Annotated in this window: 18 protein-coding genes; 3 read left to right on the top strand and 15 right to left on the bottom strand. The window is 38.3% G+C overall.

What is annotated here, in order from left to right:
* Positions 1–3: 3 nt before the first annotated feature.
* The 6 genes from kdpB to eno all read right to left on the bottom strand — a co-directional run bounded on the left by kdpB (position 4) and on the right by eno (position 8,102).
* The gene (kdpB, locus tag ACC612_RS10015) at positions 4–2,055 is read right to left on the bottom strand and encodes a potassium-transporting ATPase subunit KdpB (protein ID WP_371854391.1); all 2,052 of its coding nucleotides are present in this window, start codon (positions 2,053–2,055) and stop codon (positions 4–6) included.
* Between the two features lie 23 nt (positions 2,056–2,078).
* Positions 2,079–3,776, bottom strand: a complete 1,698-nt coding sequence (gene kdpA / locus ACC612_RS10010) for a potassium-transporting ATPase subunit KdpA (RefSeq protein ID WP_371854390.1) — start codon at positions 3,774–3,776, stop codon at positions 2,079–2,081.
* 362 nt (positions 3,777–4,138) lie between these two features.
* On the bottom strand, positions 4,139–5,467 hold the full coding sequence (locus ACC612_RS10005; RefSeq protein ID WP_371854389.1) for an ATP-binding protein: 1,329 nt from the start codon (positions 5,465–5,467) through the stop codon (positions 4,139–4,141).
* 202 nt (positions 5,468–5,669) lie between these two features.
* Entirely contained in the window at positions 5,670–6,083 is a 414-nt protein-coding gene (locus ACC612_RS10000; protein ID WP_371854388.1) for an inorganic diphosphatase, read from the bottom strand.
* 57 nt (positions 6,084–6,140) lie between these two features.
* Positions 6,141–6,767 (bottom strand): LysE family translocator, encoded by a 627-nt coding sequence (locus ACC612_RS09995; RefSeq protein ID WP_371854387.1) that lies wholly within the window; start codon positions 6,765–6,767, stop codon positions 6,141–6,143.
* Between the two features lie 57 nt (positions 6,768–6,824).
* Positions 6,825–8,102: a phosphopyruvate hydratase gene (gene eno, locus ACC612_RS09990; protein ID WP_371854386.1), complete on the bottom strand. Its 1,278-nt coding sequence runs from the start codon at positions 8,100–8,102 to the stop codon at positions 6,825–6,827.
* 131 nt (positions 8,103–8,233) lie between these two features.
* Between eno and ACC612_RS09985 the strand changes: the two genes are divergently transcribed.
* Entirely contained in the window at positions 8,234–8,614 is a 381-nt protein-coding gene (locus ACC612_RS09985; protein ID WP_371854385.1) for a transcriptional regulator, read from the top strand.
* A gap of 39 nt (positions 8,615–8,653) precedes the next feature.
* Here ACC612_RS09985 and ACC612_RS09980 read toward each other — a convergent pair whose 3' ends face one another.
* The 6 genes from ACC612_RS09980 to ACC612_RS09955 all read right to left on the bottom strand — a co-directional run bounded on the left by ACC612_RS09980 (position 8,654) and on the right by ACC612_RS09955 (position 17,308).
* Complete coding sequence (locus tag ACC612_RS09980) at positions 8,654–9,091, bottom strand: PPC domain-containing DNA-binding protein (protein WP_371854384.1); 438 nt, start codon at positions 9,089–9,091, stop codon at positions 8,654–8,656.
* A gap of 57 nt (positions 9,092–9,148) precedes the next feature.
* The gene (gene nadC / locus ACC612_RS09975) at positions 9,149–9,973 is read right to left on the bottom strand and encodes a carboxylating nicotinate-nucleotide diphosphorylase (protein WP_371854383.1); all 825 of its coding nucleotides are present in this window, start codon (positions 9,971–9,973) and stop codon (positions 9,149–9,151) included.
* 1,572 nt (positions 9,974–11,545) lie between these two features.
* Positions 11,546–12,607 (bottom strand): hypothetical protein, encoded by a 1,062-nt coding sequence (locus ACC612_RS09970; protein WP_371854382.1) that lies wholly within the window; start codon positions 12,605–12,607, stop codon positions 11,546–11,548.
* A gap of 50 nt (positions 12,608–12,657) precedes the next feature.
* A complete protein-coding gene (ppk1, locus tag ACC612_RS09965) occupies positions 12,658–14,742 on the bottom strand; it encodes a polyphosphate kinase 1 (protein WP_371854381.1) in 2,085 nt (694 codons plus the stop codon).
* A 202-nt stretch (positions 14,743–14,944) separates the two neighbouring features.
* Positions 14,945–16,777: a CHAD domain-containing protein gene (locus ACC612_RS09960; protein ID WP_371854380.1), complete on the bottom strand. Its 1,833-nt coding sequence runs from the start codon at positions 16,775–16,777 to the stop codon at positions 14,945–14,947.
* A 243-nt stretch (positions 16,778–17,020) separates the two neighbouring features.
* Positions 17,021–17,308, bottom strand: a complete 288-nt coding sequence (locus ACC612_RS09955) for a hypothetical protein (RefSeq protein ID WP_371854379.1) — start codon at positions 17,306–17,308, stop codon at positions 17,021–17,023.
* Positions 17,309–18,036: 728 nt separating this feature from the next.
* Here ACC612_RS09955 and ACC612_RS09950 point away from each other — a divergent pair.
* Complete coding sequence (locus ACC612_RS09950; RefSeq protein WP_371854378.1) at positions 18,037–20,064, top strand: ATP-binding protein; 2,028 nt, start codon at positions 18,037–18,039, stop codon at positions 20,062–20,064.
* 442 nt (positions 20,065–20,506) lie between these two features.
* Here ACC612_RS09950 and ACC612_RS09945 read toward each other — a convergent pair whose 3' ends face one another.
* Positions 20,507–20,704 (bottom strand): hypothetical protein, encoded by a 198-nt coding sequence (locus ACC612_RS09945; protein ID WP_371854377.1) that lies wholly within the window; start codon positions 20,702–20,704, stop codon positions 20,507–20,509.
* Between the two features lie 52 nt (positions 20,705–20,756).
* Positions 20,757–21,590 (bottom strand): hypothetical protein, encoded by an 834-nt coding sequence (locus tag ACC612_RS09940; RefSeq protein WP_371854376.1) that lies wholly within the window; start codon positions 21,588–21,590, stop codon positions 20,757–20,759.
* Between the two features lie 692 nt (positions 21,591–22,282).
* On the opposite strand from ACC612_RS09940, the gene ACC612_RS09935 reads away from it, so the two are divergent.
* Positions 22,283–25,258 (top strand): disaggregatase related repeat-containing protein, encoded by a 2,976-nt coding sequence (locus ACC612_RS09935; RefSeq protein WP_371854375.1) that lies wholly within the window; start codon positions 22,283–22,285, stop codon positions 25,256–25,258.
* A 139-nt stretch (positions 25,259–25,397) separates the two neighbouring features.
* Here ACC612_RS09935 and ACC612_RS09930 read toward each other — a convergent pair whose 3' ends face one another.
* Positions 25,398–26,420 carry a PhoU domain-containing protein gene (locus ACC612_RS09930; protein WP_371854374.1) on the bottom strand — a complete coding sequence of 341 codons (1,023 nt, stop codon included), beginning with the start codon at positions 26,418–26,420 and terminating at the stop codon, positions 25,398–25,400.
* Positions 26,421–26,498: the final 78 nt, after the last annotated feature.

Genomic DNA, 26,498 nt, shown 5'->3' with positions numbered 1-26,498 from the left:
TTCTCACCCTCCTGCAGCACCTGATAAAGTTAGAATTATATCTATCAACTTGATTCCGGCAAATGGAACAATCAAGCCACCTAGACCATATATTAAAATGTTCATGGCCAACAACTGTGACACTGAAGAAGTCGAGCGATATTTTACACCTTTAAGTGCCAAGGGTATGAGCAGTGGTATCACAATGGCATTGAAAATAACTGCAGATAATACTGCACTTGAAGGGGTTGAAAGACCCATTATATTCAGAATGCCAAGTTGTGGATAAGCAACTGAAAAAATTGCAGGGATTATAGCAAAATACTTTGCTACGTCATTTGCTATGCTGAAAGTGGTCAGGGCACCCCTAGTTATGAGAATCTCTTTTCCTATTTCAACTATATCCAGTAATTTCGAAGGAGAGGAATCAAGGTCCACCATGTTAGCAGCCTCTCTTGCTGCAGAAGTACCAGCGCTCATGGCGACTGCAACATCTGCTTGGGCAAGAGCCGGAGCATCATTGGTACCATCGCCAATCATAGCTACAAGATATTGGTTATCTCCAGACTGATACTTGCGGATCATTGCCAGTTTTGTTTCAGGTTTTGCCTCTGCTGCAAAGTCGTCAACACCCGCTTCTGCAGCAATGGATGCAGCAGTAAGCTGGTTATCGCCTGTAATCATAATGGATTTAATACCCATATTCCTAAGCTGCAATAATCTTTCATTGATACCTTTTTTCACTATATCCTTTAATCTTATGACTCCTAAGATTCCGGTATCATCAGCTACTACAAGAGGAGTATCACCTTTCGTTGATATGTCTCTGACAGAATTTTGCATTTCAGCAGATACATTCCCACCGTTGGACCGCACAAAATCCTCTATGGCAGATGCAGAACCTTTCCGAATTCTTCTTGAACCAATATCTACTCCACTCATACGTGTTTCTGGAGTGAAGGGGACAAAGTGGGAGTTTTCCGGAGCATGAATATCTCTGCCACGTATGTCCAATTCCTTTTTTGCCAGTTTTACTATACTCCTACCCTCAGGGGTTTCATCAGCAAGTGAAGACATTAGAGAAGCCTCAGTTAGGTCTTTTAGTCCAATGCCTGCTGCTGGAATGAACTCAGTGGCCATCCTGTTTCCCAATGTTATAGTTCCGGTCTTATCCAGCAGCACCACACTTACATCTCCTGCTGCTTCTACTGCCCTGCCGCTCAAAGCAACCACGTTGTGCTGAAGTAACCTGTCCATACCTGCAATACCAATAGCAGGCAAAAGTGCTCCGATGGTAGTAGGCATGAGGCAGACAAGTAAAGCTATCAAAATTGGTACCGATATCGATATGCCCATATAACCGGAAAACGCCCTTAAGGTTATCACCACAGCTAAAAACAATGCTGTCAAACCGATAAGCAAAAGTTCCAGTGCCTGTTCGTTTGGTGTTTTCTGCCGTTTTGCGCTTTCAACCATGCTGATCATGTTATCAAGGAAAGTATGACCAGGATCAACTGTAATTCTAACTTTGATAGTCCCTGATAGTAGCTTAGTACCTCCGGTAACTCCACACTTGTCGCCACCAGATTCTCTTACTACTGGAGCTGATTCTCCAGTGATGGCAGATTCATCCACAAGAGCTGTACCTTCAATGATATCACCATCGCTGGGTATGACTTCCCCTTCAGCTATCAGGACAATGTCGTTCTTTTTCAGGGATAGTGCTGAAACCTCTGTTATGTTTCCATTATCCAGGATTTGCTTAGCCTTTGCCTCACTCCTGGTTTGTTTGAGCGATTCTGCACGGGCCTTTCCCTGACTTTCAGCTATAGCTTCTGCAAAGTTTGCAAACAGCACCGTAAACCATAGCCATATTGTGATCTGAAGGTCAAAGGATACGCTTTTGCCTTCAAGTATGTCCTTAATGGTTAGCAAAGTCGCAATGAGGGCGCCTACTTCCACAATTAGCATTACGGGATTATTGAGAAGCTTGATAGGATTTAACCTTGAAAATGAACCTTTAAAGGCTTCTAATAGAATCTTTTTCTGGAATATGCCTGATGTTCCTTCTTTCATGTATTCACCTCTTTAAGAATTATTCATCTCCCAAACATCAGTAAATGCTCCAGCCCGGGACCGAGTGCGAATATAGGGAAATAGGTTAGAGCTCCGATTATAACGATAACAGCAACCACCATTATTACAAACAGAGGACCAGTTGTTGGAAAACTTGCGGAGTTTACAGGCACTTTTCCTTTCCTGGATAAGGAACTGGCAATAGCAATTGCTGGGATAATAGTAGCAAAACGGCCTATTAATATTCCCAGTCCTATTGTAAGGTTGTAGAAGACTGTATTGGCACTCAGTCCCGCGAACGCTGAACCATTGTTAGCAAGTGCAGAGAAGTAGGCATACAATATTTCAGATAAGCCGTGAGAACCTGTATTACTAATACCTGCTAAACCTTCAGGTATTGATATAGCAATAGCTGAAAATATCAGAATCACTGCCGGAGGCAATATGAGTGGTATAAGGGCCAGTTTCATCTCTTCAGGACCTAATTTTTTACCAAGGAATTCAGGAGTTCTGCCTATCATAAGACCAGCTATGAACATGGTCAAAATAACATAGAACAGCATTCCGGCTAACCCAACACCCAGCCCTCCGAATATCACTTCACCTGTACCCATGTTAAACAGGTATACTAATCCTGTAAGAGGCGTTGTGCTGTCATGCATGGAATTGACACCACCATTCGAAACTGCTGTTGTCGCTACACCCCACAGAACAGATTCAGCCACTCCAAACCTTATTTCTTTACCTTCCAGATTACCACCGGAAATACCCAGTTTTTCAATCAAAGGATTTGGTTGGCTCTCTGACCATAATGCCACCCCTAATCCCATTAGTAGCAAAATCATCATCACAGAAAATATTGCTACACCCTGCTTGAAATTCCGTACCATGTACCCGAAAGCAAAAACAAGGGACATAGGTAACAATAATATGGTGAGCGTTTCGAAGAAGTTTGTGACACTGTTTGGATTCTCAAATGGATGTGCCGAGTTTGCATTGAAAAATCCACCTCCGTTTGAGCCCAGCATTTTTATAGCCACCTGTGATGCAGCCGGACCAAGGGGTATGGTTTGTGCAGAACCCTCCAGAGTTTGGATGGTTGCATAAGGATCAAATGTCTGTACAACACCCTGTGAAACCAATATGATCGAAAGTATCACAGACAATGGCAAGAGGATGTAAAGAACAGAACGGGTCATATCTACCCAGAAATTGCCTAGATTCTCTGTATTTTTCTGGGTAAAACCTCTTATGAAGACCAATATAGTAGCAATACCAACAGCTGCAGAAACAAAGTTCTGTACTGCCAGACCGATCATCTGGGTAAGATAACTCATGGTAGTTTCACCGGCATATGATTGCCAGTTAGTGTTAGTGACAAAAGATATTGCAGTATTAAGAGCAGTATCCCACCTTACACCAGAAAGACCTTGAGGATTAAGTGGCAGGACACCTTGCAATAACTGAAGCAGAAAAAGGAACGCTATGGAAATGATATTGAACACAATCAGAGAATAAGCATATTTTTTCCAGTTCATTTCCTCTTTCTCATCAACTTGCATCAATCGATAAATGAACCGTTCGATTGGGCTTAGCAATGGAGTCATGAAAGTTTTTTGACCCTCAAAGACATTACACATGTACTTTCCTATTAGAATTGACAATATAGTGGTAAGTAAAAGCAATAGGAAAATAAACATAAAGGCGTCTATTTGTATCATTATATCACCTTAGAAAACCAGTTGATTGACAACTGTGACAGACCAAATCGGAATAACCGATTCAAGAGCAAAAAGATTGCAACTTGAAAACATAGATATCACCAATGCAATTCTGCATTCGATAGAATTCGCTTTCTTGTTTTATTATAGAATCTTATTATCCCATCATACTGGGATTTATTGAGTAGTCAACCCTTTCTCCTACAGGAAAAAGGTTACTCAACTATTGATATATATACTTTTGTACGTTATTAAGCTCAAAACAGTACTTTCAAAAAAAGAGAAAACGAATCAATTAATGAATACATTCACCCTGCATATGGCAGCGTTGGCTTTGATCCACTAGAAAACATCATTTAATGCTAAGATGGCTGTATTTTATTCAACCTTATCCAGAAAACAGAACCAGACCCTGATGGATTGTCATAAACTCCTACTTCGCCGTCATGGAGTTCTACTATTTTCTTTACTATGGCAAGACCTAGTCCACTTCCTTTAACTCCTTCTCCTGAAAAACGTTTGAATCTTTTGAAAATGAAATTCTTATGCTCATCGCGTATGCCAATACCAAAATCAGTGAATGTCACTTTCCATGATTGACCACCATCCATTATGTCTAAAACAATCCGGCCTCCTTGGGGACTGAACTTGATAGCATTAGAAATCAAATTGTAGAAAGCCTCCTCGATCACAGGATTAGCATAAGCTGGGTAACTACCACTTGCGTAGCATTCCAGAGTAATATTTCTTCTTTCAAGCAGAGGTAAGAACTCTCTGGAAACTTTTTCAAGTAACTCCAATAGATCAAGTTCTTCAAAACATATCATTTCAGTGCTTTCAAGCTTTCCAAACATTGACGCAGAATTAATTATTTTGATTAGTTTCTCGTTTTGCTGATGAATCTTCTGAACAATATCTTTCTCTTCCTCATTACCCATTGTTTCAAGGAGGTATTCAGAGTAGCCTTTTATAATGTTAGCAGGGTTCAGCAGGTCATGGCGCAGGATATCTATGAAAAGTAACTTTAGCTCATCACTGCGTTTGAGATCATCAGCATGCTTTTGAAGTTTTTCCTGAGATGACCTGATATCTGTAATATCCTCTCCGGCACTTATGCATCCTATTACACAACCTTGTTCGTCAAGAAGAGGCACGTTAGTCCATGAGATCAGCTTTTTCTTACCAAACCGTGTGAGTATGGAATTTTCAAGATTCGGTACAAAATGGCCTTTAAGGATATTTGAAAATGCATCCATTATATTATTTTGTTCATCTTCAGGAATGAAATTTGAAAACCAATCTTTACCTATTATCGCACCTTTATCATAACCAAGAAGTTCAGCACCTTTTTGGTTAATGAGAGAGACGCATCCATCGATATCAAGTACAAGAATCACGATCCCTACTACATCAATGTAGTTGTGGAATCGTTCTTTTTCACGCCTCAAAAGTTCTTCCACGCGTTCCCTTTTTGAGATCTCTTTCTGTAATTGCTCGTTTATATATCGAAGTTCTTCCGTGCGTTCAAGGATCAAATTTTCAAGATGATTATGATAGGCTTTTAATTCATCACTAAGGTCTATTTTATCAGTGATATCCAGAATCCCCACTCTGCCATCGGGGCTTCTCTTTAAAGAATTATTCATGCCCGGATTTTGTCCAGATGTGCCATGTACTTGACCAGATTTCAATGCACTCCCCCTAACATATTTTCTGCAGAATAATCGTGATTATGAAAGATGTGCAAATTATGCAAATATGTGTTTAAAGTTCTGCAATTGCACACATAATAAATAACCTAACAACTACTATATAAGAGTAGAGTAATGCCCATAAATGAGTTTGCAACCGAATATAATTATAGTAATTATAGTTGAAGATATAATAAAGGTATTAAACAAAATCTATGTTTCTTTCTTCTAGGCCAAGAAACTTACATTCAGAAATGCGTCTTTCTGATAAAAGATATATTAATGTCTTGAAAACAGCGTATATCCTGAAATAGCATGACAATAACTGAGGAGAACGATAACCACTGATATAGAACAAATATTTGTCATCTTTCGTAGAGTCGTCCACAAACCTTACTACTCCATTACAGCGAGGAAACTCAATTACCGTGCCCTGGGCCATCCTGGGTCCCAGAACAACTGCATCAAGTTCCATCCCATCATCACCTTTTGCACCCTCTATATATCCATAATTAAATATTGTAGGTAACGGAGAAAAGAATACCTTTTTATAGTGATCACCGGACTTATTGTATTTAAAGAAACTATACTTTGGAGTCTCGATGATAACTTTCATGAGATGTATTTCCCCTGATATTTGAAAATGTTTGTTGTCTTCTAGCAAAAACAAGGACTAACGATTAGAAAAAGCAAGCTCTAGCCCGATTATTGAAAAGATACCAGCCTTTGCCCAGTTCACATATTTCCCTGCATTTGGCATTTGCATGATCCTGGAACCAATAAACCCTGCAGATATGGACACCTGGAAAAAGACTACCAATGCCTGGATAAGGAATATAACCCCCAAAATTACCATTTGCAACGGAACATTGCCTGCACCTGTGCTTACAAACTGGGGCAGGAATGCAAGGAAAAATAGAGAAACTTTGGGGTTCAGGATGTTCATTACAATACCTCTTTTGTAAAGGAGATACACATCTGTTTCTTTAACTTCGACAGATGAAAAGAGAGTTCCGCTTTCCTTTAGTGCCTTGAAAGCCAGATAGATCAGATAAATGGCACCTGCATATTTTACTATTGTAAATGCAAGGGCTGATTTATAAACAATAGCAGATATACCCAATGCTGCAGCAGTTGTGTGGAACAGCAATCCCGTACACAGGCCAGAAGCAGTAGCTATTCCAGCCTTTTTTCCCTGAGATACACTAATGGACAGGACAAAAAGAATATCAGGACCGGGGAGCAAAGTTAGAGCAACAGAAGCGGCAATGAAATATAGAAGTTGTGTTGGTTCGATCAATACTCCATCCCTCAAAGAAAGTAGAAAAGCAAGTTCAAAAGAAATTAGAAAAAGAGATTAGAGTTGCAAGTATCTTGCAATGTCTCCAAGGTCTTCTTCGATCCTAAGCAACTGATTGTATTTTGCAGTACGCTCACTGCGTGCCGGAGCACCTGTCTTTATCAGATCGGCACCTATTGCCACAGAAATATCAGATATAGTAGTATCTTCAGTCTCAGCAGAGCGATGACTGACAATTACAGCATATCCATTACGATTTGCAAGAGCTGCAGCGTCAAACGCTTCAGAGATCGTACCTATCTGATTCACTTTTAAAAGCAGGGCATTAGCAGCACCCATCTCAATACCTCTTGCAAGGCGGTTGGTGTTAGTTACAAACAGATCATCACCAACTATAATTGTATCCCAAGCCTCGGCAGTGAAATTCGCAAAGTCTTCGAATGCTTCCTCATGGAATGGATCTTCGATGGACATTATCGGATAACTATCAATTAACTCGAGATAGAAATCAGTGAGTTCCCCTGCATCCAATAACTTGCCATCAATAGAATATGCTTCGCCATCAAAGAACTCAGATGCTGCAGCATCAAGACCTATTGTAATATCTGATTCCGTATAACCTGCCTCTTCTATTGCACTCATCAAGGCATCGAGGGCATCTGTTGTCATAGCCAATGGTGGAGCATATCCGCCTTCAAAACCAACATTAGTTGCTGAAGCGCCATATTTGTCTTCAAGTATCTTACCTAGCGCATGATAAGTCTCAGCTCCCATCCGAAGAGCTTCAGCATAAGTATCAGAACCCTTGGGCTGGATCATGAATTCCTGAATAGCAAGATCGTTACCCGCATGTTTACCACCGTTGATGACGTTCATCGTGGGGACGGGAAGGGTATGTGCATTCGTACCTCCAAGGTATCTGTATAACGGTATATTAAGAGAATCTGCAGCTGCTTTTGCAACTGCCATGGAAACACCCAGAATAGCATTGGCACCCAATGTCATCTTGTTGTCAGTGCCGTCCATGGCGATCATAAGAGCATCTATTCCGCGCTGGTGTCGGACATCCATTCCTACAAGGTCGCCTTCAAGAGTGGTATTCACGTTGTCCACTGCATCAAGAACACCTTTTCCTCTGTAACGGTCTGCCTCTTTGTCCCTAAGCTCAATAGCCTCGTGGGTACCGGTGGAAGCACCCGAGGGAACACTGGCACGCCCAAAGCCGCAACCAGTATAAACATCCACTTCAACTGTCGGATTTCCCCTTGAATCAAGGATCTCTCTAGCATGCACTTTTTCTATCTTAAATTTACGTTCATCAGCAATGTAAACCATCCAGTTCCACCTCCATGTTCTACCCCTTAAAAGGCGATTAGTCTATATATTGTTAGCGTTTCTTTTTGATCGAAAAAACAAAAAAGAGAATCAGGATAAATTATATAAATATAAAGAGTATATTATACTTCATGCAAAAAGAAAATGCTGAGATCCTGGACGAGCAAAGCAAACAGATTATCGAATTATTACAGAATCTTGGAGTCAGCAGAACAGAAGCTATTTCTATCGCATGCCTTTCCTGCGGGAAAGAGATCACATCCCATGATATTGAACAAGCATCTGGAATGCGCCAACCTGAAGTAAGCATTGCTATGAGGCCCTTACGGGAAAGAGGCTGGATAGAAGAACGCAATGAGAAAAAGAACTCAGATAAAGGCAGACCTGTCAAGTACTACAAACTGATCGTCCCGCTCAGAGATATAATAGAGACTTTTGAAGAAGAGATCCGACAGAGAAACAAAGAAATGGAAGAAACCCTCAGGCATTTAAAGGATCTGAAAAAGCTCTGAGAGCAAGGCATTAAATCACTCACTTTGCCAACTGCTTTATCATCCAAAAATGACCGGTGAATATCCCTTCTCACTGTCATTTATTCTTTCTGCATTCATTCCAGAGATTTCCAGAATGCACACTTCATTAACCATGAATACTTTACTCTGATTTCTCAAGCAACCTGTTTTGGCAATTTCATCCCTGCCTATACTACAGTGAAGATGTATTTTTGGACTATTGTTTTCATAGAAAATATTACCAATACCTATTATTTCATGAGGAGTGTCAATTTTAGCCCACATGGGAACAGGAGGTACACAAGCTTCTCTGGGACCTGCCACAATCTCTGCCTGCTCAATCGCACCGAGCAGGAAGAAAAAAGCAGACTTGATGTTCTCTTTCCTCGAAATGGTTTGTAAAGCCTCTATCAAGTCTTCACCATGATCAACTCGTAGAAAGAAGACTCTACCAATATTACCCGATGTATATTCCATGTCAGACATCAACCTTTTTCATACTCAAATAATCTGCCATCACAAATAGAAATGCCACTATACTAAGAACTCCATACTAACATCGATCCATCTTGCAGCATGGATAAGTGAACCCATGGAAATAACGTCAACACCTGTCTTAGCATATTCTTCGAGATTTCCGAGGTTAATATTGCCTGATACTTCTATGACCACATGTTCTTTCAAACCTGATTTTTTAAGTGCTTGCACTGTTCTCAAGACTTCGCCCGGACTCATGTTGTCGAGCATGATAATATCCACTTCCAAACCAGCCACTAACAGAGCTTCTTCCAAGGTTTCAACTTCTACCTCTATCTTCTGAGTAAAACTTGCTCTTTTTTTGGCCTCCTTTATGGCTGCTTCAAAGCCCATTAGCTTGATGTGGTTGTCTTTAAGCATGATGCAGTCTGACAGGCTGAACCTGTGAGTATCACCGCCACCTGCCACTACAGCCATTTTTTCAAGACTGCGCATACCAGGTATTGTCTTACGAGTGCAGGCTACTCTTGCATCTGAGAAGGCCCGTACGATTTGTACACATTTACTGGTCATAGTGGCAATACCACTAAGATGACCTAGAAAATTAAGAGACAGACGCTCTGCTCTTAGCATAGAGACAGAACTGCCCCTGATAGAAAAGATAATCTCTCCTGCCGGGATATGATCACCATCGTGGTGCGATGTTGCTGCTTGCAGACCAAAATATTTGAAAATAGACATTGCAACATCAATACCTGCCAGGGTACATTCTTCCTTAGGGAAGATTACAGCTTCCACTTCTTTATCTGGAACAAGAGCGCATGAAAGGTCATATGGACCAAGATCTTCCTGGATAAAACGTTCCAATTCAGTATTTAGCATACTTTACCACCATATGTTTCAAGAGGTTTATATGTAGATTGTAATAACCTTTTCTAACTTTACAGCTTTACTTTGAATATTACATGAGACCTAAGATGGACAAATTTACCAATTGTGCTCATTTAATTTTGATGTAAGTCCCTGAAATTCCCAAGTATATGATTGTAGTTGTGAGGTTATTAAGGTACGACATTTTACTGCCCAATGTTATAACTATTACGTAAATATGAGTTCTTATGGTCTTGCTAATACTTGCATCCTCGAGAAATAATCTGGACTTCTGAAAGATAGGTAGTATCCAATTTTGCTGTAATTCCGTACCTTTTTATAATCGTAATAGTTCTCTCATACTCTACAGCATTTTAGATACGCTGCCTATAAAATACTATAAATACATCAATTTTTGGATTTTTTGAACCTTTTCCTTCTTGGTTTTAATAATTGAAACTCATAACACTGCCCCATCATCCACTCAACCTCCTATACATCCCTTGTCGGGTCGTCCTTGCCTGTAGGCAAGTCCTTGCATAGGACACTAAGCATTCCAAAAAATACCAGGAGCCTCAATGGACCAGAGTATCGTAAAATTAGAGTATGAACTGAAAACATCAAGATTTCAGATAAGAAGCTTAACTGTTCACAGTACTTGATTCATTACAGTTCATTAAATATTGGGGACATGTTTAGCCACTATAAATGAGTTTACCGACAGAGAGGTATGTTGATAGTGGGCTATCCAGGAACAATAGACAATCATCAACGTTAATTAAAGGTATAACAAATACTAAAACTACAGAAATCAAGGGCTTATTTGGGTTTCTCCATCTGAGTTTTAGTAATTTTATCACATCACACTGTTCCCTCATCCACTCACACACCTATAGCATCCCTTGCCAGGTCGGCTTGCCAGAGGCAAGCCTTTGCATAGGTCACAGAGCATCAGAAAAACCCCTTCCCATGTTATTTCTTTGTGGGGTAAGTAAAAGGTCTACATGCTTTAGCACTAAAATTAATCTGTAATTCTAAAGTGAGAGTTGGTTGTTAAAACTTTAGGGATATTACATCGAAGTGATCAGATTTTGGAAATCAAGAGTAATAACAAATGTGTTAAAAACTGCATCAAGTGCACAGAAACCATAGACCTAATTAGTCTTTGTTCTTCAAAATAGAAGATGATCCAAACTTATTCCAAAATGGATATCATCTAACTATATTCTATGATCCACTATTCTCGGACAGAGACAAGACATCAGATAAATGCAATGAATTTTGTTTATAGAAACAGATCATAAGTAATTGTTCACTATGAAAACCAAATCAACTTTGTTGATAAAATACATAAGAGACTTGGCCAAGGACCTGAAAGAGCAAGATTTAAAAATGGACATGTAACATTGGCTGTGCACCCACCTTTTAAGGTCATATGGGACACGACAGAGAAGCATAGAGACGAGGAACCATGAAGTTGACAGGTTTATGGGTTGAAGCTTTGTACTGATGATCCTATAAAATTGAGATTACTGCACAAGCAACATCAAAAGAACAGTTCCTCACACAAGCATGGATTAAACTTCATAATATGTTTTCCACAATCGTCATGATAATTTCAATGGCAATGAGAACTATAATGATCCACTCAAGGAAATTGGAGTGCTGCGTACGCACCTCATCTGATAACATTGAATAGTTATCCTGCATGAGACCTATCTTGTGGCTGACACTTTCGCTCCACTGACCGCTACGCAGTACTTTAAGCATCATTGCATAGACCCGGGCATAGTAGACATCCTCTGTAACTTTAATGAGATTATTGATCTTTTCGATTACATCACAGATATCTGCATTTGTTTCCATGAGATTCGACATGATCATACGATACTGCTTCCTTCTGTGAAATGGAGGGAGTTTATCAGCGAATATAATATCTTCGTACATCTTTGTCATCTGATGGCTGAGTTCTTGATCATAGTGCCGCAGTTCCAGTACCTGTACGTTTGCAAATTCTATGAGGTCGTAAAGGTCAGTTGGAGTTTCTGGATCACACAGAAAAGCTGAGTCCCATGAAAGAATGGCCATATCGTTTTTAGTGTAACTTTGAGTGCTTTTCATTATCTCTTCTCGTATCTGGAGAGAGAAATCTTTTTTTTCACCAGCCAAAAGTGGAACAGGATCAATGGAACTATCCAGATAGTCCATTATGTATATGGTGTAGTCTTCGAAAAAATCGGGATCAAATGAAAAATTCCTCACATGCGGTTTGAGCATAGAGGTCAATTTGTCCAAATATTCTAGGAAATGATTTTCCAATCCTTTTTGTTCGGTAAAAAGGAAAGCAATCTCCTCAAGGGTACAATAATCTCCTTCCCTATCCTCATATACAAAACACAGACTGATAACACCTACGTCAAATATACGGGCAAATATTTTGAACTCAAATTCCCTGTCCTCGTTTTCCACTTTGCACTGGCCCATTCTGATCAAGAGGGGCTGCACATCCATGATGATTGACCTTGGCTTTACGCGCACAAAATTTGTTCTGGCAGTAAGAAAATTAGAGGCAAGTTCCCTTTGCAGCTGATCAAGATCGATTTCCCATCCAATATCATATATCCTGTAAAATCGAAGTGCTATCAAGGATTTTATCTCCTGTCGAAGACATAAAACTACTTAATAGTTCTACATTTTCATTTGTTACTTTCATCCTTTACAGATGCTTTATTGGAAAAAAACCTGTACAAATCATCCTGAGCACGCCTTATTTTGCTTGAACGGCTGCTCTTTACATATTTGTTGTCCAGCTCCTTATTAATAATGCGCGCTTTGGAATTATCAGCAAATTGGATTTCCATGAACTGCTTAAGTTCTTCTTGTATTGATCTATCATAAATAGGAACTGCCACTTCTACTCGCCTGTCAAGGTTACGTACCATCCAGTCTGCAGAAGAAATGAAATATTTCTCATCTCCACCGTTATAGAAAATGAATACCCTTGAGTGTTCAAGATACTTGTCCACTATACTCGTGACTTCTATGTTCTCGCTAAGCCCCTTCACTCCGGGAACTAGAGAACATATACCCCTGATTACCATTCTGATCTTTACACCTGCCTGGCTGGCATGATAGAGTTTTTCTATCATTTTGCGGTCAACAAGGTTGTTCATCTTAAGATGCATATACGCCTGTTTTCCGGTCCTGGCATTACGGATCTCCGTATTGATCAGTCGATATATGTTGTTGCGCATGTAATGAGGAGCGACTATAAGGTGGTCATAGCTGATATGCTTGTAAGCATGTTCGAAGAAATCGAAAAGATGTTTAACTTCCTTAGCGATGGTAGGATTGGACGTTAGCAATGAATGATCACTATAGATATGTGCAGTAGATTCATTGAAATTTCCAGTACCTATACATGCATAAGTAACTGGTACATCATTCTCCATTCTCGTTATCTCACAAAGCTTTGCATGCACTTTAAGCCCAGGAACACCATCTATAATTGTAGCCCCGGCCTCTTCCAGTTTCTGTGTCCAGTAGATGTTGGCCATTTCATCGAAACGGGCCTGAAGTTCGATCACCACGGTCACAGATTTGCCATTCTTGACAGCATTAATAAGGGCATTTGCCACATTGGAATTCTTAGCTACCCGGTAAAATGTCATCTTGATGTCTGTTACGTTAGGGTCAATGGCCGCTTCTCTTAACAAGTCTATCATATGGTCGAATGAATGGTATGGGTAACAGAGCATAACATCCTTTTTACGTATTACATCCAAGATGCTGCGGTTCACTGGCAGATCTGGATGCCTTAGAGGATTATTTTTTACATATAACAGGGAACTGTTGCCTATATCAGGAAAGTTCATGAAATCACGTGCATTGTGGTATCTTCCGCCAGGAACTATGTTTTCAAAGTTCTTTAACTTCAGACCATCGATGATAACGTGCAGTAGGTCTTCCGGCATTTCTCTATCATATACAAATCTGACTGGATCTCCCTTTTCTCTTTGTTTTAGACCCTCCGAAATCTTCGTGGAGAAGCTTTTCATCACGTCATCATCGATGTCAAGTTCGGCATCCCTGGTAAGCTTAATAGTGTATGCATTTATGGAGTCATAATCAAATATAGAAAAAATGTTTGTTAGCCCAAAGCGTATAACATCATCCAGCATAATTATGTATTGGGTGCCTGCTTTTGATGGCAAAGGAAGGTAACGCGGTAGTAAATCTGCAGGTACTTCTATCAGAGCATAGTTGAAATCCTGAGGATCGTGATACTTGTACATTGCTACTGCCAGATATATCACCCGGTTCTTCAGATAAGGGAATTTTCTCAGTTCCCTGAACATGATAGGCACGAGCCTTGGACGCACCTTGGAAATAAAGTATTCCCGAACAAAGTCCTGTTGTTCCGGATTAAGCTCTGTCTCATTGATTATGAAGATATTTTCCTTTTCAAGCTCTTTTTCAAGTCCTGCAAATATCTCATCAAACCTGTCTCTTAGCTGCAAGACCTTTTTGTGGATCAATTTCATTGTTTTCTTGGGTGAATCACCAATTATTTCACTCGATTTCACACCAGCATCTATCATTCTGTGAACAGTACCCACTCTCACACTGAAGAATTCATCCTGGTTAGATGAGAATATGCCCAAGAACTTCAGACGCTCCAACAATGGCAACGAAGGATCTGCCGCCTCCTGCAATACTCTTTCATTAAACGAAAGCCAGCTTATTTCACGATTAATAAATTTTATTATTTTTTCTTTCATCCGGATCACAATATCCAATTGTGTTTGGTTTGAACCTTTCAATTGCAACTTTGTCCAAAACCAGGCTACAACCTTCTAATAGTGATTTTGAAAAGATGCTGTATCAAATATTGATCCAACGTATAATAGCTTTTTAGAAATATTATATATAGTCACATTTACTCATACATAGGATATATATTCGCCAAACCAAGGGTAGTTCTCAATTCTGATATATTGAAGAAACTGCACCTGACAAGCGAATTCCGAAATTTGCATCCATTATCTTAGACCATAATATAGGAAAAGTCTCAAGCAACATGCCAATCTCATCTCTGCGATAAGCAAGGTAATTCTCTATCCCTATATCTATCACCATGGCAGTCTCTTTTTCTGACTTCTCATTTTCCACAATGCCCCATTTTCCGTACTTGAGATAGTTCTCTAGTAATTCCGTAGCTACTACTGCATCGTGGATATCTCCAAGGTTATCTTGCAATGCCTTAAGGTCTTTGATTAGGCTAATGGTATCTTCTCCCATAACCTCCTCGAAGAACTCCAGCGTGTACCTTAGGATTTTTATATCTATGCGCAAAGAGTGCAACATTTCAGAAGAAATTTCATCTGAGTCTATTAAATCATCATATGTCCTCACCGTAGCAAGTTGATTATACAACAAAAGAGGCAATATATCTCTTACTTTGTTAGGAATGGGCCTACTATCTTTTCCCACATGAAAAACTTCCCATCCTTTCTTCTTTTCGAGAATTTTTGTAAACTTGAGCTTGAACTTATTGTATCTGTCACTATCAAGATGAAGAAGCATTATCCCCCTTGATTTATCTCTTTCTATCATAAGCGTTTCAATAAGTCCATCTAGTTCTGACTTTCTTTGTTCTGGAAGAGAGCCAATATAATGCTGTATCTTTTCCATGAATACATCCAGGTCTCTTACTGTGCCAAGGGATCTACGTGTGGTTTTTAAGTTCCTTAGATGTGGTTTCATTAATTCCATATCTAAATGACCATTGAATACCTGGAATACAGAACGCATGCGCATGGCTGCTACTCTCATATCATGCAATTCTTCTATATCCTTACCTATCATTGTACCCCTTTCGTGTTTAAGCATCCGTCCAAAATGGAACCTAAGAATCTTGCGAGCAGCTTCCTGCATGTAGTCATCCTGTCTTATATCAGTTTTTTTCATTGCCGAAACACTTTCTATTTCTTTACTTTTTACTTCCATATCAGTATCTATAACCGGTGGAATTGATTGTGTTTCTTCTGCTGCAGGGTTATGCTCATAATCAGAATCTTTAATAGTGAAAGCATCGGAAATTCTATCATTGGCAGTAGTTTTGGTTGTTGGGCCAACATCATCTGATTCTGAGTATGTTTCGTTCAGTACTTCTATCTTCATTTCTACCAACGAGCCAACAAGATCAGCATTAATCTCTTCAGTTTGGTCCAAGAAAAGGTCTGCATTAGTTTGAGAGATGTCTTGATTGGATAAAGAGGCGTTCCACATATGGAATTCGCTCGGAGGATATAATATCTGAGAAAACATCATGCTACCCACAGCTGCAGTTAATTGGCCTTCCCCAAAGAAGATATTGTTATCACTCGCACTGTTTTCTATCCGTGCCTTACAATTCATAGGAACATAAATGCTCTTCAATTGCTGCAACAAAACATTGCAAGCTAGCAGAAAGATACCTGCAGCATAAGCAAGTATTACATATGCTACTTTCGGATAAAACCAAGTATCGGGATAAAAAAGAATAAAACCAAGAATTCCTGAAGCAGATAGTATGAAGCCAAGCAACATAATAAATTTGGATTCCAGTTCCAAGGAAAACAGCATGTTCAGGCCTGCCAGAGCACCTAGGATTCCTATACCCGTAAATCCTAAGGATATGATGATTTGATTCGGTTCAGAAAATCGGTTGATGTTTTCAAATATTGCATATATAATTGCAACTGCTACACAGATCAAACTGAAAATGATCTCAAAAGCCGAAAACCATTTTAAGCTCTTCCCCTCTTTGTCCATAAGTAATTCTCTGCTTTCAAATAAATAAATCTTTTCGCATGAATAAAATTGAGGGGATCTTTATAGGAAGTACATGGTGAAGGTTTCTGCCTTCAACTCACAAACTTTGAACGTCATGTTTCCTTTAAATCTATGCTTCTTTGTCCTGTTCCTGAAGGCTTTAATAGGTATGCACAGTTACGTTGAAATTAGATAATTTACATAGACCTTAATTTCAATAATTTATTCTGCAGAACTGGAATCTTAAATTCTGAAAAATGTCTTTACCCTTGCAAATACAGAAACCTTCTTTTCCATGTTTGCTTTATAGCCATTTGTTGCAAAATTCGAGGAGGGAACATCTGAAATTCTTTTTATCAATTCGATTGGATTTCCAAGAATTATGACATTATCCGAATAATCATTATCTTGCAATGATTGAATATTTGAGTTTGGCGTTTCTAAAGAGTCAGAACCAGTTGTTTTATCATTACTTAGTAAACGACTATGGAGAACATTTTGTTTCTGTTCTTGAACTGTGAAGGTATTCATTATATTCTACCATAAAATAGTATGCAAATATTATACATAAATTAGATGTATATAAACTCTATAGATAAACCTTGTCAAACCATAAGTTTATCCGGAGAGATTTTTGATGTGGGGATAGGAGCTTTTGAGAAGATAGGTTTCAGTGAAAGGAGTAGTAAACTTGTATGTACTAAAATTAGAAGCATTACTAACTAAACATAGTAAATTCTTCATTTCTGTATTTTATTAGTAGAAGAACAGAAATAAGGAGTTAACTATCTTTAGTTAACAATACTGAATTTTATGTATCTCCTCAGGATTATGTGGGTAAATTAGTATAGGCTTACAATTTCTGACTTACTGATCATGTCCCGGATGTATGGAATAATGTCCCACTTGATACGGATTTCTAATTTCAGCAGAATAACTAGTATAAAGTGAATTGTTCTTTTATAGGGATTGCTTAGATATTGTCGTTGAAATTACCTACTCAATGTTGAAGAGAATCATGTTTATTTGCTAATGCAGATGAACGCAAACAGTATCACAAAAATTCGTAAGATTGCGTATATATAATAATAAGCGAATATGTATAATTCTTAATTCATAAAAAGAGTATAAGTAATAGAATTTGATAGTTCATGCAAATAAGAAACAAAGCATTGGCAATTATTAGTATTATATCTATTCTACTATTTGCTTTTACAAGTCTTTTTGTAGTCCAGACAGTGCAGAATAGTTTCGCTAATATGGAAAAAGCCGAAGCAACTAAAAGCTTGGGAAGAGTAGATAAGTTACTATTTTTAGAAGTTGATCGTTTGAGTATGATCGCAAAAGATTGGAGTGAATGGGACGATACTCATTTTTCGGTCAAAGGAAATAACCTAGATTATCCAGATGTTAATCCTAATGCTGCAATACTATCAAATGCAAATGTAAATATGATTATGCTTTTCAATTCCTCAAATCAGCTATCTTATGTAGAAGGAGTTGATCTCGATTCAGGTGGATCCGTAAAAGTGCCTTCTTATTTAGTAGATTTCATTTCCTCACAGAACAAACTTAATATCTACTCAAATTCCAACAAAACAGTATCTGGCATAATCAACTCCCCTGAAGGTCTTTTGCTTATTGCATCTCATCGAACCACAAAAAATTCTCAAAATGGAACATTGATTATTTTACGTTTTTTAGATTCTGAATTCGTTAAGCAATTAGAAGATACATCAGACTTGTCCATCGAAATAAGCCCTTTAGATAAATCAACTTTCTCAAATGAGATTAACTCTACAGTTTCAAGTACAAATTCCATTTCAATAAATAGATTTGACGAGGATTTTGTAATAGCATCTACATTATTGGATGATGTTTATGGAAATCCAGTTTTGTATTTGGATGTTAAAGTTCCAAGAGACACCTACCACCAAGGTATTAGCACTGCTAAATACCTATATAACATCATACTACTTATTGCATTGACTTATAGCATAGTACTACTGATAGCTATTGAAAAATCAGTAATATCACGTCTATCCAAACTTAATAGTAGCATTAATGCTATTGCGTTAAAGGGAGGGCTTTCTTCTCGAGTTAGAATAGATGGCAATGATGAGATTTCTAATCTTGGAAATAAGATTAATGAGATGTTAAAATCTCTAGAAGATGAAGAAAATCTGTTTGAAACCACATTAGAATCAAATGATGAAGGAATTATCGTAATTGATACCACTAAAAAAGTGTTAGTCATTAATTCAAAGTTTATTGAAATGCTGGACTTACCATCTAATATAGTATCCGAAAAGAATGGTAAAAAATTATTATCTTATATCCTTTCCCAAACTACCAACTCAGATGAAGTTTGTTTGAAAATAAAATCACTATTAGATACATCCGATTCAAACAGAGATATACTACACTTCAAAAATGCATACTACTATGAATGGTACTCAAGTCCATTTGTCAAAAATGGAATTATATGTGGAAGAGTCTTTTGTTTACATGATATATCTGAAATAAAAAAAATAGAGCATTCATTACGTGAGGCAAATATAGCTACTGAAACTGCCAATCGGACAAAAAGTGAGTTTCTTGCTAATATGAGTCATGAACTTAGAACACCCCTCAATTCTGTGATTGGTTTTTCAGACGTGCTACTTGAAGAAAACTGTGGCTTTTTAAATGAAAAACAAAAGAGATACATCAAGAATATATCCAAAAGTGGGAAACATCTACTGAATATTATAAATGACATTCTGGATATCTCAAAAGTAGAATCTGGAAAGATGCAACTACATAAGCAAAATACATCTGCCAAAGCACTCATTGAAGACATGTTAGCCAGTATGCAATCCCTCGCAGCTAAGAAGGAGATTGTTTTAAGAATGTATATAGATGATGATTTTATGGAGATGGATATAGATAGAGGGAAAATAAAGCAAGTATTATATAATTTAATTGGAAATGCCATTAAGTTCACTGACTGTGGTGGTTTTGTAACTATATGTGCAAAAATAGATGCAAACATGGTGGAAATATCTGTAAAAGATACAGGTATCGGCATCTCCAAAGCAGACCAACACAAACTGTTCAAGCCCTTCAGTCAAATAGATTCCTCAATAAGCAGAAAATATGAAGGCACAGGCCTTGGACTCGTACTAGCTAAGGAAATCATTAATCTTCATGGAGGACAGATATGGTTAGAAAGTGAAATTGGCAAAGGTACCACGTTTATATTTACAATTCCCTTGAATAAACCTCTTACAAATAGAGACTCTTAAATTGCTAGCTAGTTCACTTATATCAAAGATTTTGTTTGAAAAACTTAAAGGTTTAGATTTTTCGGCTCTATAGAAACGCTTAATTGGACGATAGATGAAACCTTACATCTCTTTCAAAGTAATACGATTATAGTCCCAATTTGACTTCTTTGCTTGATCACAATGCTTTTTTGCCTTCGTTCTCCCCTATATTCCTTTTCAGAACAGATAATATCGTTCTACATTGTTTCAGCAATGTCTTAGTATGCTTCATGTTTTGTACAGGTCTACCTGCCATCCTCATCTATCAGTTTGTCCACCCTTTCTTATAGATAAGATCCAATCGTTACTACAATTTTGTATTTATTACTCATCAGGAATGCATGTAACTTCCTTTATTAATGCTGCAAAACATACAGCTCACTGACAGCAAGTTGCATATAATCACATGTGTATTTTCGCATTAATCGACTTCATCGTTTACGACTACAGGATTGTACTTTTTTGCACTATCAGCTTTCTTTTTAGTTCTGCCTTCATCTATATCTTTAAGGATTACTCGCAGCTCTGCTACTTTCTCGTAGATATCGTCTTTCTTAGCTTCTGTTTTTAAAACAACTTCGTCGTTTCCTATGGTTCTCTTTACTTCAATTCCTATCATTTATACTCCTCACTGGTATCTATTACAACTCCGGCAATGTGGCAACAGATTGTTACCCCACATATACGTAAGTGCACCGACACCACCCTGGTTTGCCCTTTTCAAGTTCGTATGTGCAGTCTTTTCGAGGTATGGGCATTTCTTTAAGTGCCTGATTAATAGTCATTGTTTCGCCATCATTATTAAGACATTCCTTGCAGGATTCACTACCACTCATTAACTGTACTTTGCGAACTCCATGTTGCTGGAAACGCGTCAAACACATTTTGTTGGATTCCTGAAGTGTTTCAAAAAATGGTTTGTTATTCTCATACAAAAACATAGCTTGGCTGAAGTACAAACTGCTGAGGTTTCCATAGTCTATAGGGATTATGTTCAGCATTTTAACAGCAAGGTCATTAAAAATATCCAATATTACATCATGCTGATTAGGTTCCACGCCAAATTTCTTAGACAACTCTGTTCTCTTCTTACTGAAAACAGGAGAACTTATGTTATAACTCTTGCTTAACGACCTCATCCACCGTAGTGAATATTTGTATTCTTTCCACGATTTCTCTATCTGCTCAAAGGATTGCTCGGTCAAAAGGAGTTTTTTTTGGGTAATTGGAGATGTTCTCACTATCATTACACTTCCACAGTGAGGACAGCTTCTTTTTTTGCTAGGCATTCTCTCAAGTTTTGTTTTGCATTCTGGGCATATTGGAGACTTAGTAGCTATTTTAGATTCCAATAATGCATATTTTTTCTTAATACGATTGATCTCACTGTCGATTGAGGCTTTCTTTTTCGACTGGCTGATAGTATCGATTGTATTCACCGATGAAGTTTTTACCTCAGTAGCTTGTGGAGCTTTTTTCTTTTTCAAAAAATCGAAAAATCCCATACTCCCACCTCATAGGAATCAATGAATATAGGTCCTTTTATCGAAGCTCTCGATTGCTCTCTGAAAAACTTTCAATTGCTCCAATCAAGCGATGAACACAATGAGCATAAAAGGCAAGGCTAGAGATATAAATAACAACTTTTTCAAAATATTAGTTGAATATTTAACAGTAATTGTAAAAAGAAAAGAGAAAGGCGGCGGATAATAGAAAGGAGAATACTGCAACAGTGACGCTCCGCCGCAACGCCATATTTATATTCTACAATATGAAACAACATAAATCTTTCACCATTATTTTAGGTACATCTAATGTGTCTATATATAATCAGTAATAAGATGATTGCTTTTATTCTATGTAGCTACATTCATTGACCTTCTATGTTCATTGCTTTGTCGATCATAGCATTCACTTCATCTGCAGTGTACAGATCTTCAGATTTGACATGAACTCACCAAAGGAGAAATTATATTTTTTAAAGCAGATATATATAGATAATTTTTATATCTATATGTTTGCTTCTAATACCATATTCGATTTATGAAAAATAGAGGAAGCAAATATGTTTGGATATATTCATAAAAAACTCAATAAAGGGTTTGGTTTGCATAAGTGGTCTAAATCCCGCCACATCATGCTAACACATATGTTATTCTTTTTTATCCAAAAAATTGTTATTTCAATAAGTATCTTTTTGAAAAACTCCATTCAATTCATCGTTGAACATAAATATTACACATGCATAAATAAAATAAGTTATTATGTTATTATCCTTTCAGTTTTTGCTGTATGCTTTTCAATTACCGGTTGTGGAGTAACTTCTGCAGCAACCGTATATGTCGGTACAAGCAGCACAAGCGGCACTGTAAACTACCAATGTGACGGAACAAATGACCATGTTGAAATTAACAAAGCTCTTGCATATATAGACGGCCAGGATGGCGGTACTGTATATTTGAGAGGTCCTAATACATACTGGATAGACAGCACTCTTAACATCGGTGCTAATACAATACTTACAGGTGACTCTACTGCTGAAATTAAACTAGTTGCAAGTGCAGGATGGTCCAGTGAAGTGCCTATGATCGCAAACATAGGTACAGATGGCGATATAACAGTCACAGGTTTTACTATTGATGGAAACAGTGCTAATCAGGCTACATCCTTAGGAGCTGGATATTACAATATGATGGCTTTTGATGGTGGTGACAACATCGAAGTGTCTGACATGCGTCTTGAATGGGGATGTGGGGATGGATTACAGGTCAGAAAAGCCAGTAACATTAAATTCACTAACAATGACGTTTATAAGGTTGGTCATGATGCACTCTATGCTCTTGGATGCAGCAATGTTGAATTTGCTTATAATACTGTTTTCACACGAACTAATAGTGCATGCAGGTATTCAGATGGATGTACAGGTTCTACAATTCATGACAATCTGATATATTCTTCTCTTTCTGATGGCTCAACAGGCCCTGCAATTCAGATAGGTACTTCTTCCACTTCCAGTTGTGTGTTTGATGATATTGAAATATACAACAACCGCATCCACAGTATCAAAGGTGCAGGTATCTGGATGTCTGCAAACTATCAGGATAATGTAATTCATGCTAAAGACGTATACATCCACCACAATACTTTTACAAAAGTTGGTCAATATTCAACTAATACTGGTTTTAGTAATGCTGCTATTGTTTTGGGCGATTTTGATAATACCATTATCGAAAACAATGTCTTTGATGACGGTGGACATGCTGCCGTAAAGTATTTCCTGCGCGAGGGAAGACGTCAGCAGCAGACTCAATTCACAACTTACGTCAGAAACAATATAATCATGAACAGTGATGGTGTTTCGTCTGTTGCAGGATCAGGTGTGGGAATATGGAATACAAATCCGACTTACTCTAAGTTTGTAGTCCAGAATAACGATATCTACAACAACAAGAATGGTCAAACATATGGCAGTGGCTTTACGCTGAGCAACAACCTGAATGTTGATCCATTATGCGTAGATTCAGCTAATTCAAACGCTGGTTCCCGTGACTATCACCTAAAAAGCAAAGCAGGTCACTATTCAAGTGGAAAGTGGGTTGCAGATTCAGTCTCCAGTACGCTTATAGATGCAGGATATTCAGGTTCATCCTACAGCAGTGAACCTTCACCCAATGGTGGCAGGATCAATATCGGCAGGTATGGAAACACTGCACAGGCTTCCAGAAGTGGCTCGGCTGTTTCAAATGAGATCGATACTGAACCAGTTGCAAATGCAGGTTCTGATAAATCCATTACTGTTGGCTCAACTGTCCTCTTTGATGGTAGTTATTCTACCGATGATAAAGGAATAGCCCTTTACTCATGGGATTTTGATGCATCAAACGGTATAACTGCTGAAGCAACCGGTAAGACAGCCACAAAAAAATATACCACAGAAGGAACATATATTGTAACACTTACTGTCAGTGATACGAGTGGACAGAGATCAGTAGACACTTTAAAAGTAATCGTAAGCTCCAGCGTAACTTCAACAGGTTCTGTTATTCTTACACCGACATATGATAATCGGTTGCGTGAACTATCTCCAACTACCGTCCTTTCCGGTTCGAATTTTATCGATATTGGAAAAAGTACAGGTATCAGCAGAGGTTTAATTTTGTTCGACCTGAGCAGTTACAAGACAAGTGATACAATATCAAAGGCAACTCTTTCACTATATTGGTATTACCCTGCAAGTACGACACGGACTTCGGACACTGTAGTTGAAGTTTACAGGCCAGTTGCATGGGATCCAAATTATATCAGCTGGAATAATCGTGCCACTGGAACTGCCTGGAGCACAGCAGGAGGAAACTGGTATGATAAGAACGGTATTGCTCAGGGTAGTACACCTTATGCCTCAGTAACGTTCCCTGCCAGCACAGTGCCGGGTAACAAATACTATGACTTTGATGTCACGCAGCTTGTGCAGGAATATATCAGTGGTAAGTGCACTAACACTGGTTTCTTCATCAAGGCAAAGACAGAGAACGGTAACTATATTGCATTCTATAGTAACGAATGCTCTAACAATGCACAGAAGCCAAAATTAACTGTCACGACTTCAGCGGTTACAAATCAAGTAGATAATGCACCGGTGGCTAACGCTGGCTCAGATAAGGCAGCAACTATAGGTTCTGTGATCAGCTTTGACGGCAGCGCTTCTACTGATGATAAAGGCATATCTTCTTATTTATGGGATTTTGATGCGTTAAACGGTATAACATCTGAAGCAACAGGGCAAACAGCCAGTAAAAAATATACCAGTACCGGTGACTACACTGTAACTCTCATAGTTACAGACACCAGCGGACAGAGGTCCACAGATACATTAAAAGTGTCTATTACCGATTTGGCAACTTCCGGAGATAATCCACCTGTTGCAAATGCTGGCTCAGATAAGACTGTATCCGTAGGTTCCACAGTTAGCTTCTCTGGTAGCTTGTCTACAGATGATATCGGTATTGTTTCATACAGATGGGATTTTGATGCGTCGAATGGTGTAAGCACTGAAGCAACTGGTATGAAGGCTACTAAGAAATATACAAAAGCAGGCACGTATATAGTAACCCTGATCGTCATTGATGAGAAAGGACAGAAAGACCTGGATACTATGACAGTGAGCGTAAAATAATCGCTCACTTATTTTTAGATATTGCTAGTAAGTTCATATTTTTAAGATCGTTTGAGGAAATGATAAAAAGCATTCCAAAGAAGGAACTTTTAACTGGAATTAATGTAGAGCCTAATAACAAAGAACAATGTCGATTGTTTTAATTCTTCTTATTGAGTTCTGAAATCATGTTTATGGACATTTCTGCTATCTCGGCACTATATTCAGATATTCTTTTAAGGCTTTCTCTGATCGCGCCCATTTGCATAGACGAACTGTGGGCAGCTTGCTGTTCAGCACCTAATATCGAGTACTCAAACCTTCTTGCATTATTGACTATTTTATTTGAGTAATTAATATCATTTTCTTCAAGTGCCCTGAGAGAATCTGAAAAAACCTTCTGTGCAAAAGTACCCATTAAGAAGATATCATCCTTTTCGGGAACAATAGCATCCATAATAATGATCTGTTGTGCTATTCTCTCTACATGGTCTCCTATACGTTCTATGATCTTTGTGACAAGCCTGTACCTAAGGCATTGACGAGGTCTTTCTATACCTATTTTTTCTGCAACTATTGGATCTTCCACTGCAACTTTGAGTTGCCTTACAGTAAGAAGATAAAATCTATCGACTTCATTATCACGGTTGATAATATCCTCCGCAAGTTCCAGATCATGTGTCTTAAGAGATACCATAGCATCCTCAAGCATAGAATGAATTAATCTTGACATGTTCTGGAGAGCCTTTTTCAGCGGCAATTCCTGATAATTCATCAGGCTTTGCAATAATATTTCATTTCTTGATTCTTCAATGACCTCAATACCAATCAGACGCTTGCGGATTACATCCTTGAAGAACTTGCGGTCCTGAGCATGAAAGCCTTTACTTGAGACCAGCCTGATAAGGTCATAACCAGCCAGATAATGCGATACAAGTATCCTGAAATTGTCTTCTGGAAGATCTTCTGGTGAAATATCCATAGTAGATTCCAGTTTCTCTTTTTCCATACTTTTATTTGCAGACAGGACAAGGGTATGGGCATTACGTGGGATCAGTGTTAAAGAATCACCGTGAACCAGATTACACTCTCTTATCCATTTAATAGGCAAAGAAACAATATATGTAGAGCCACCTGTTAGCTGTATCTTCCTCTGTTCGTAGTCTATGTCAATACACTCCATGTATAGTGGATATTTTTATGGTATGCAGAATCTTCAATTATCTAAATTTGAAGAAATTATCTACTTATAGCAGAGTAT

This window comes from Methanomethylovorans sp. (assembly GCF_041447285.1).
Lineage (GTDB): Archaea > Halobacteriota > Methanosarcinia > Methanosarcinales > Methanosarcinaceae > Methanomethylovorans.
This window is presented reverse-complemented; position numbering and strand designations above follow the sequence as displayed.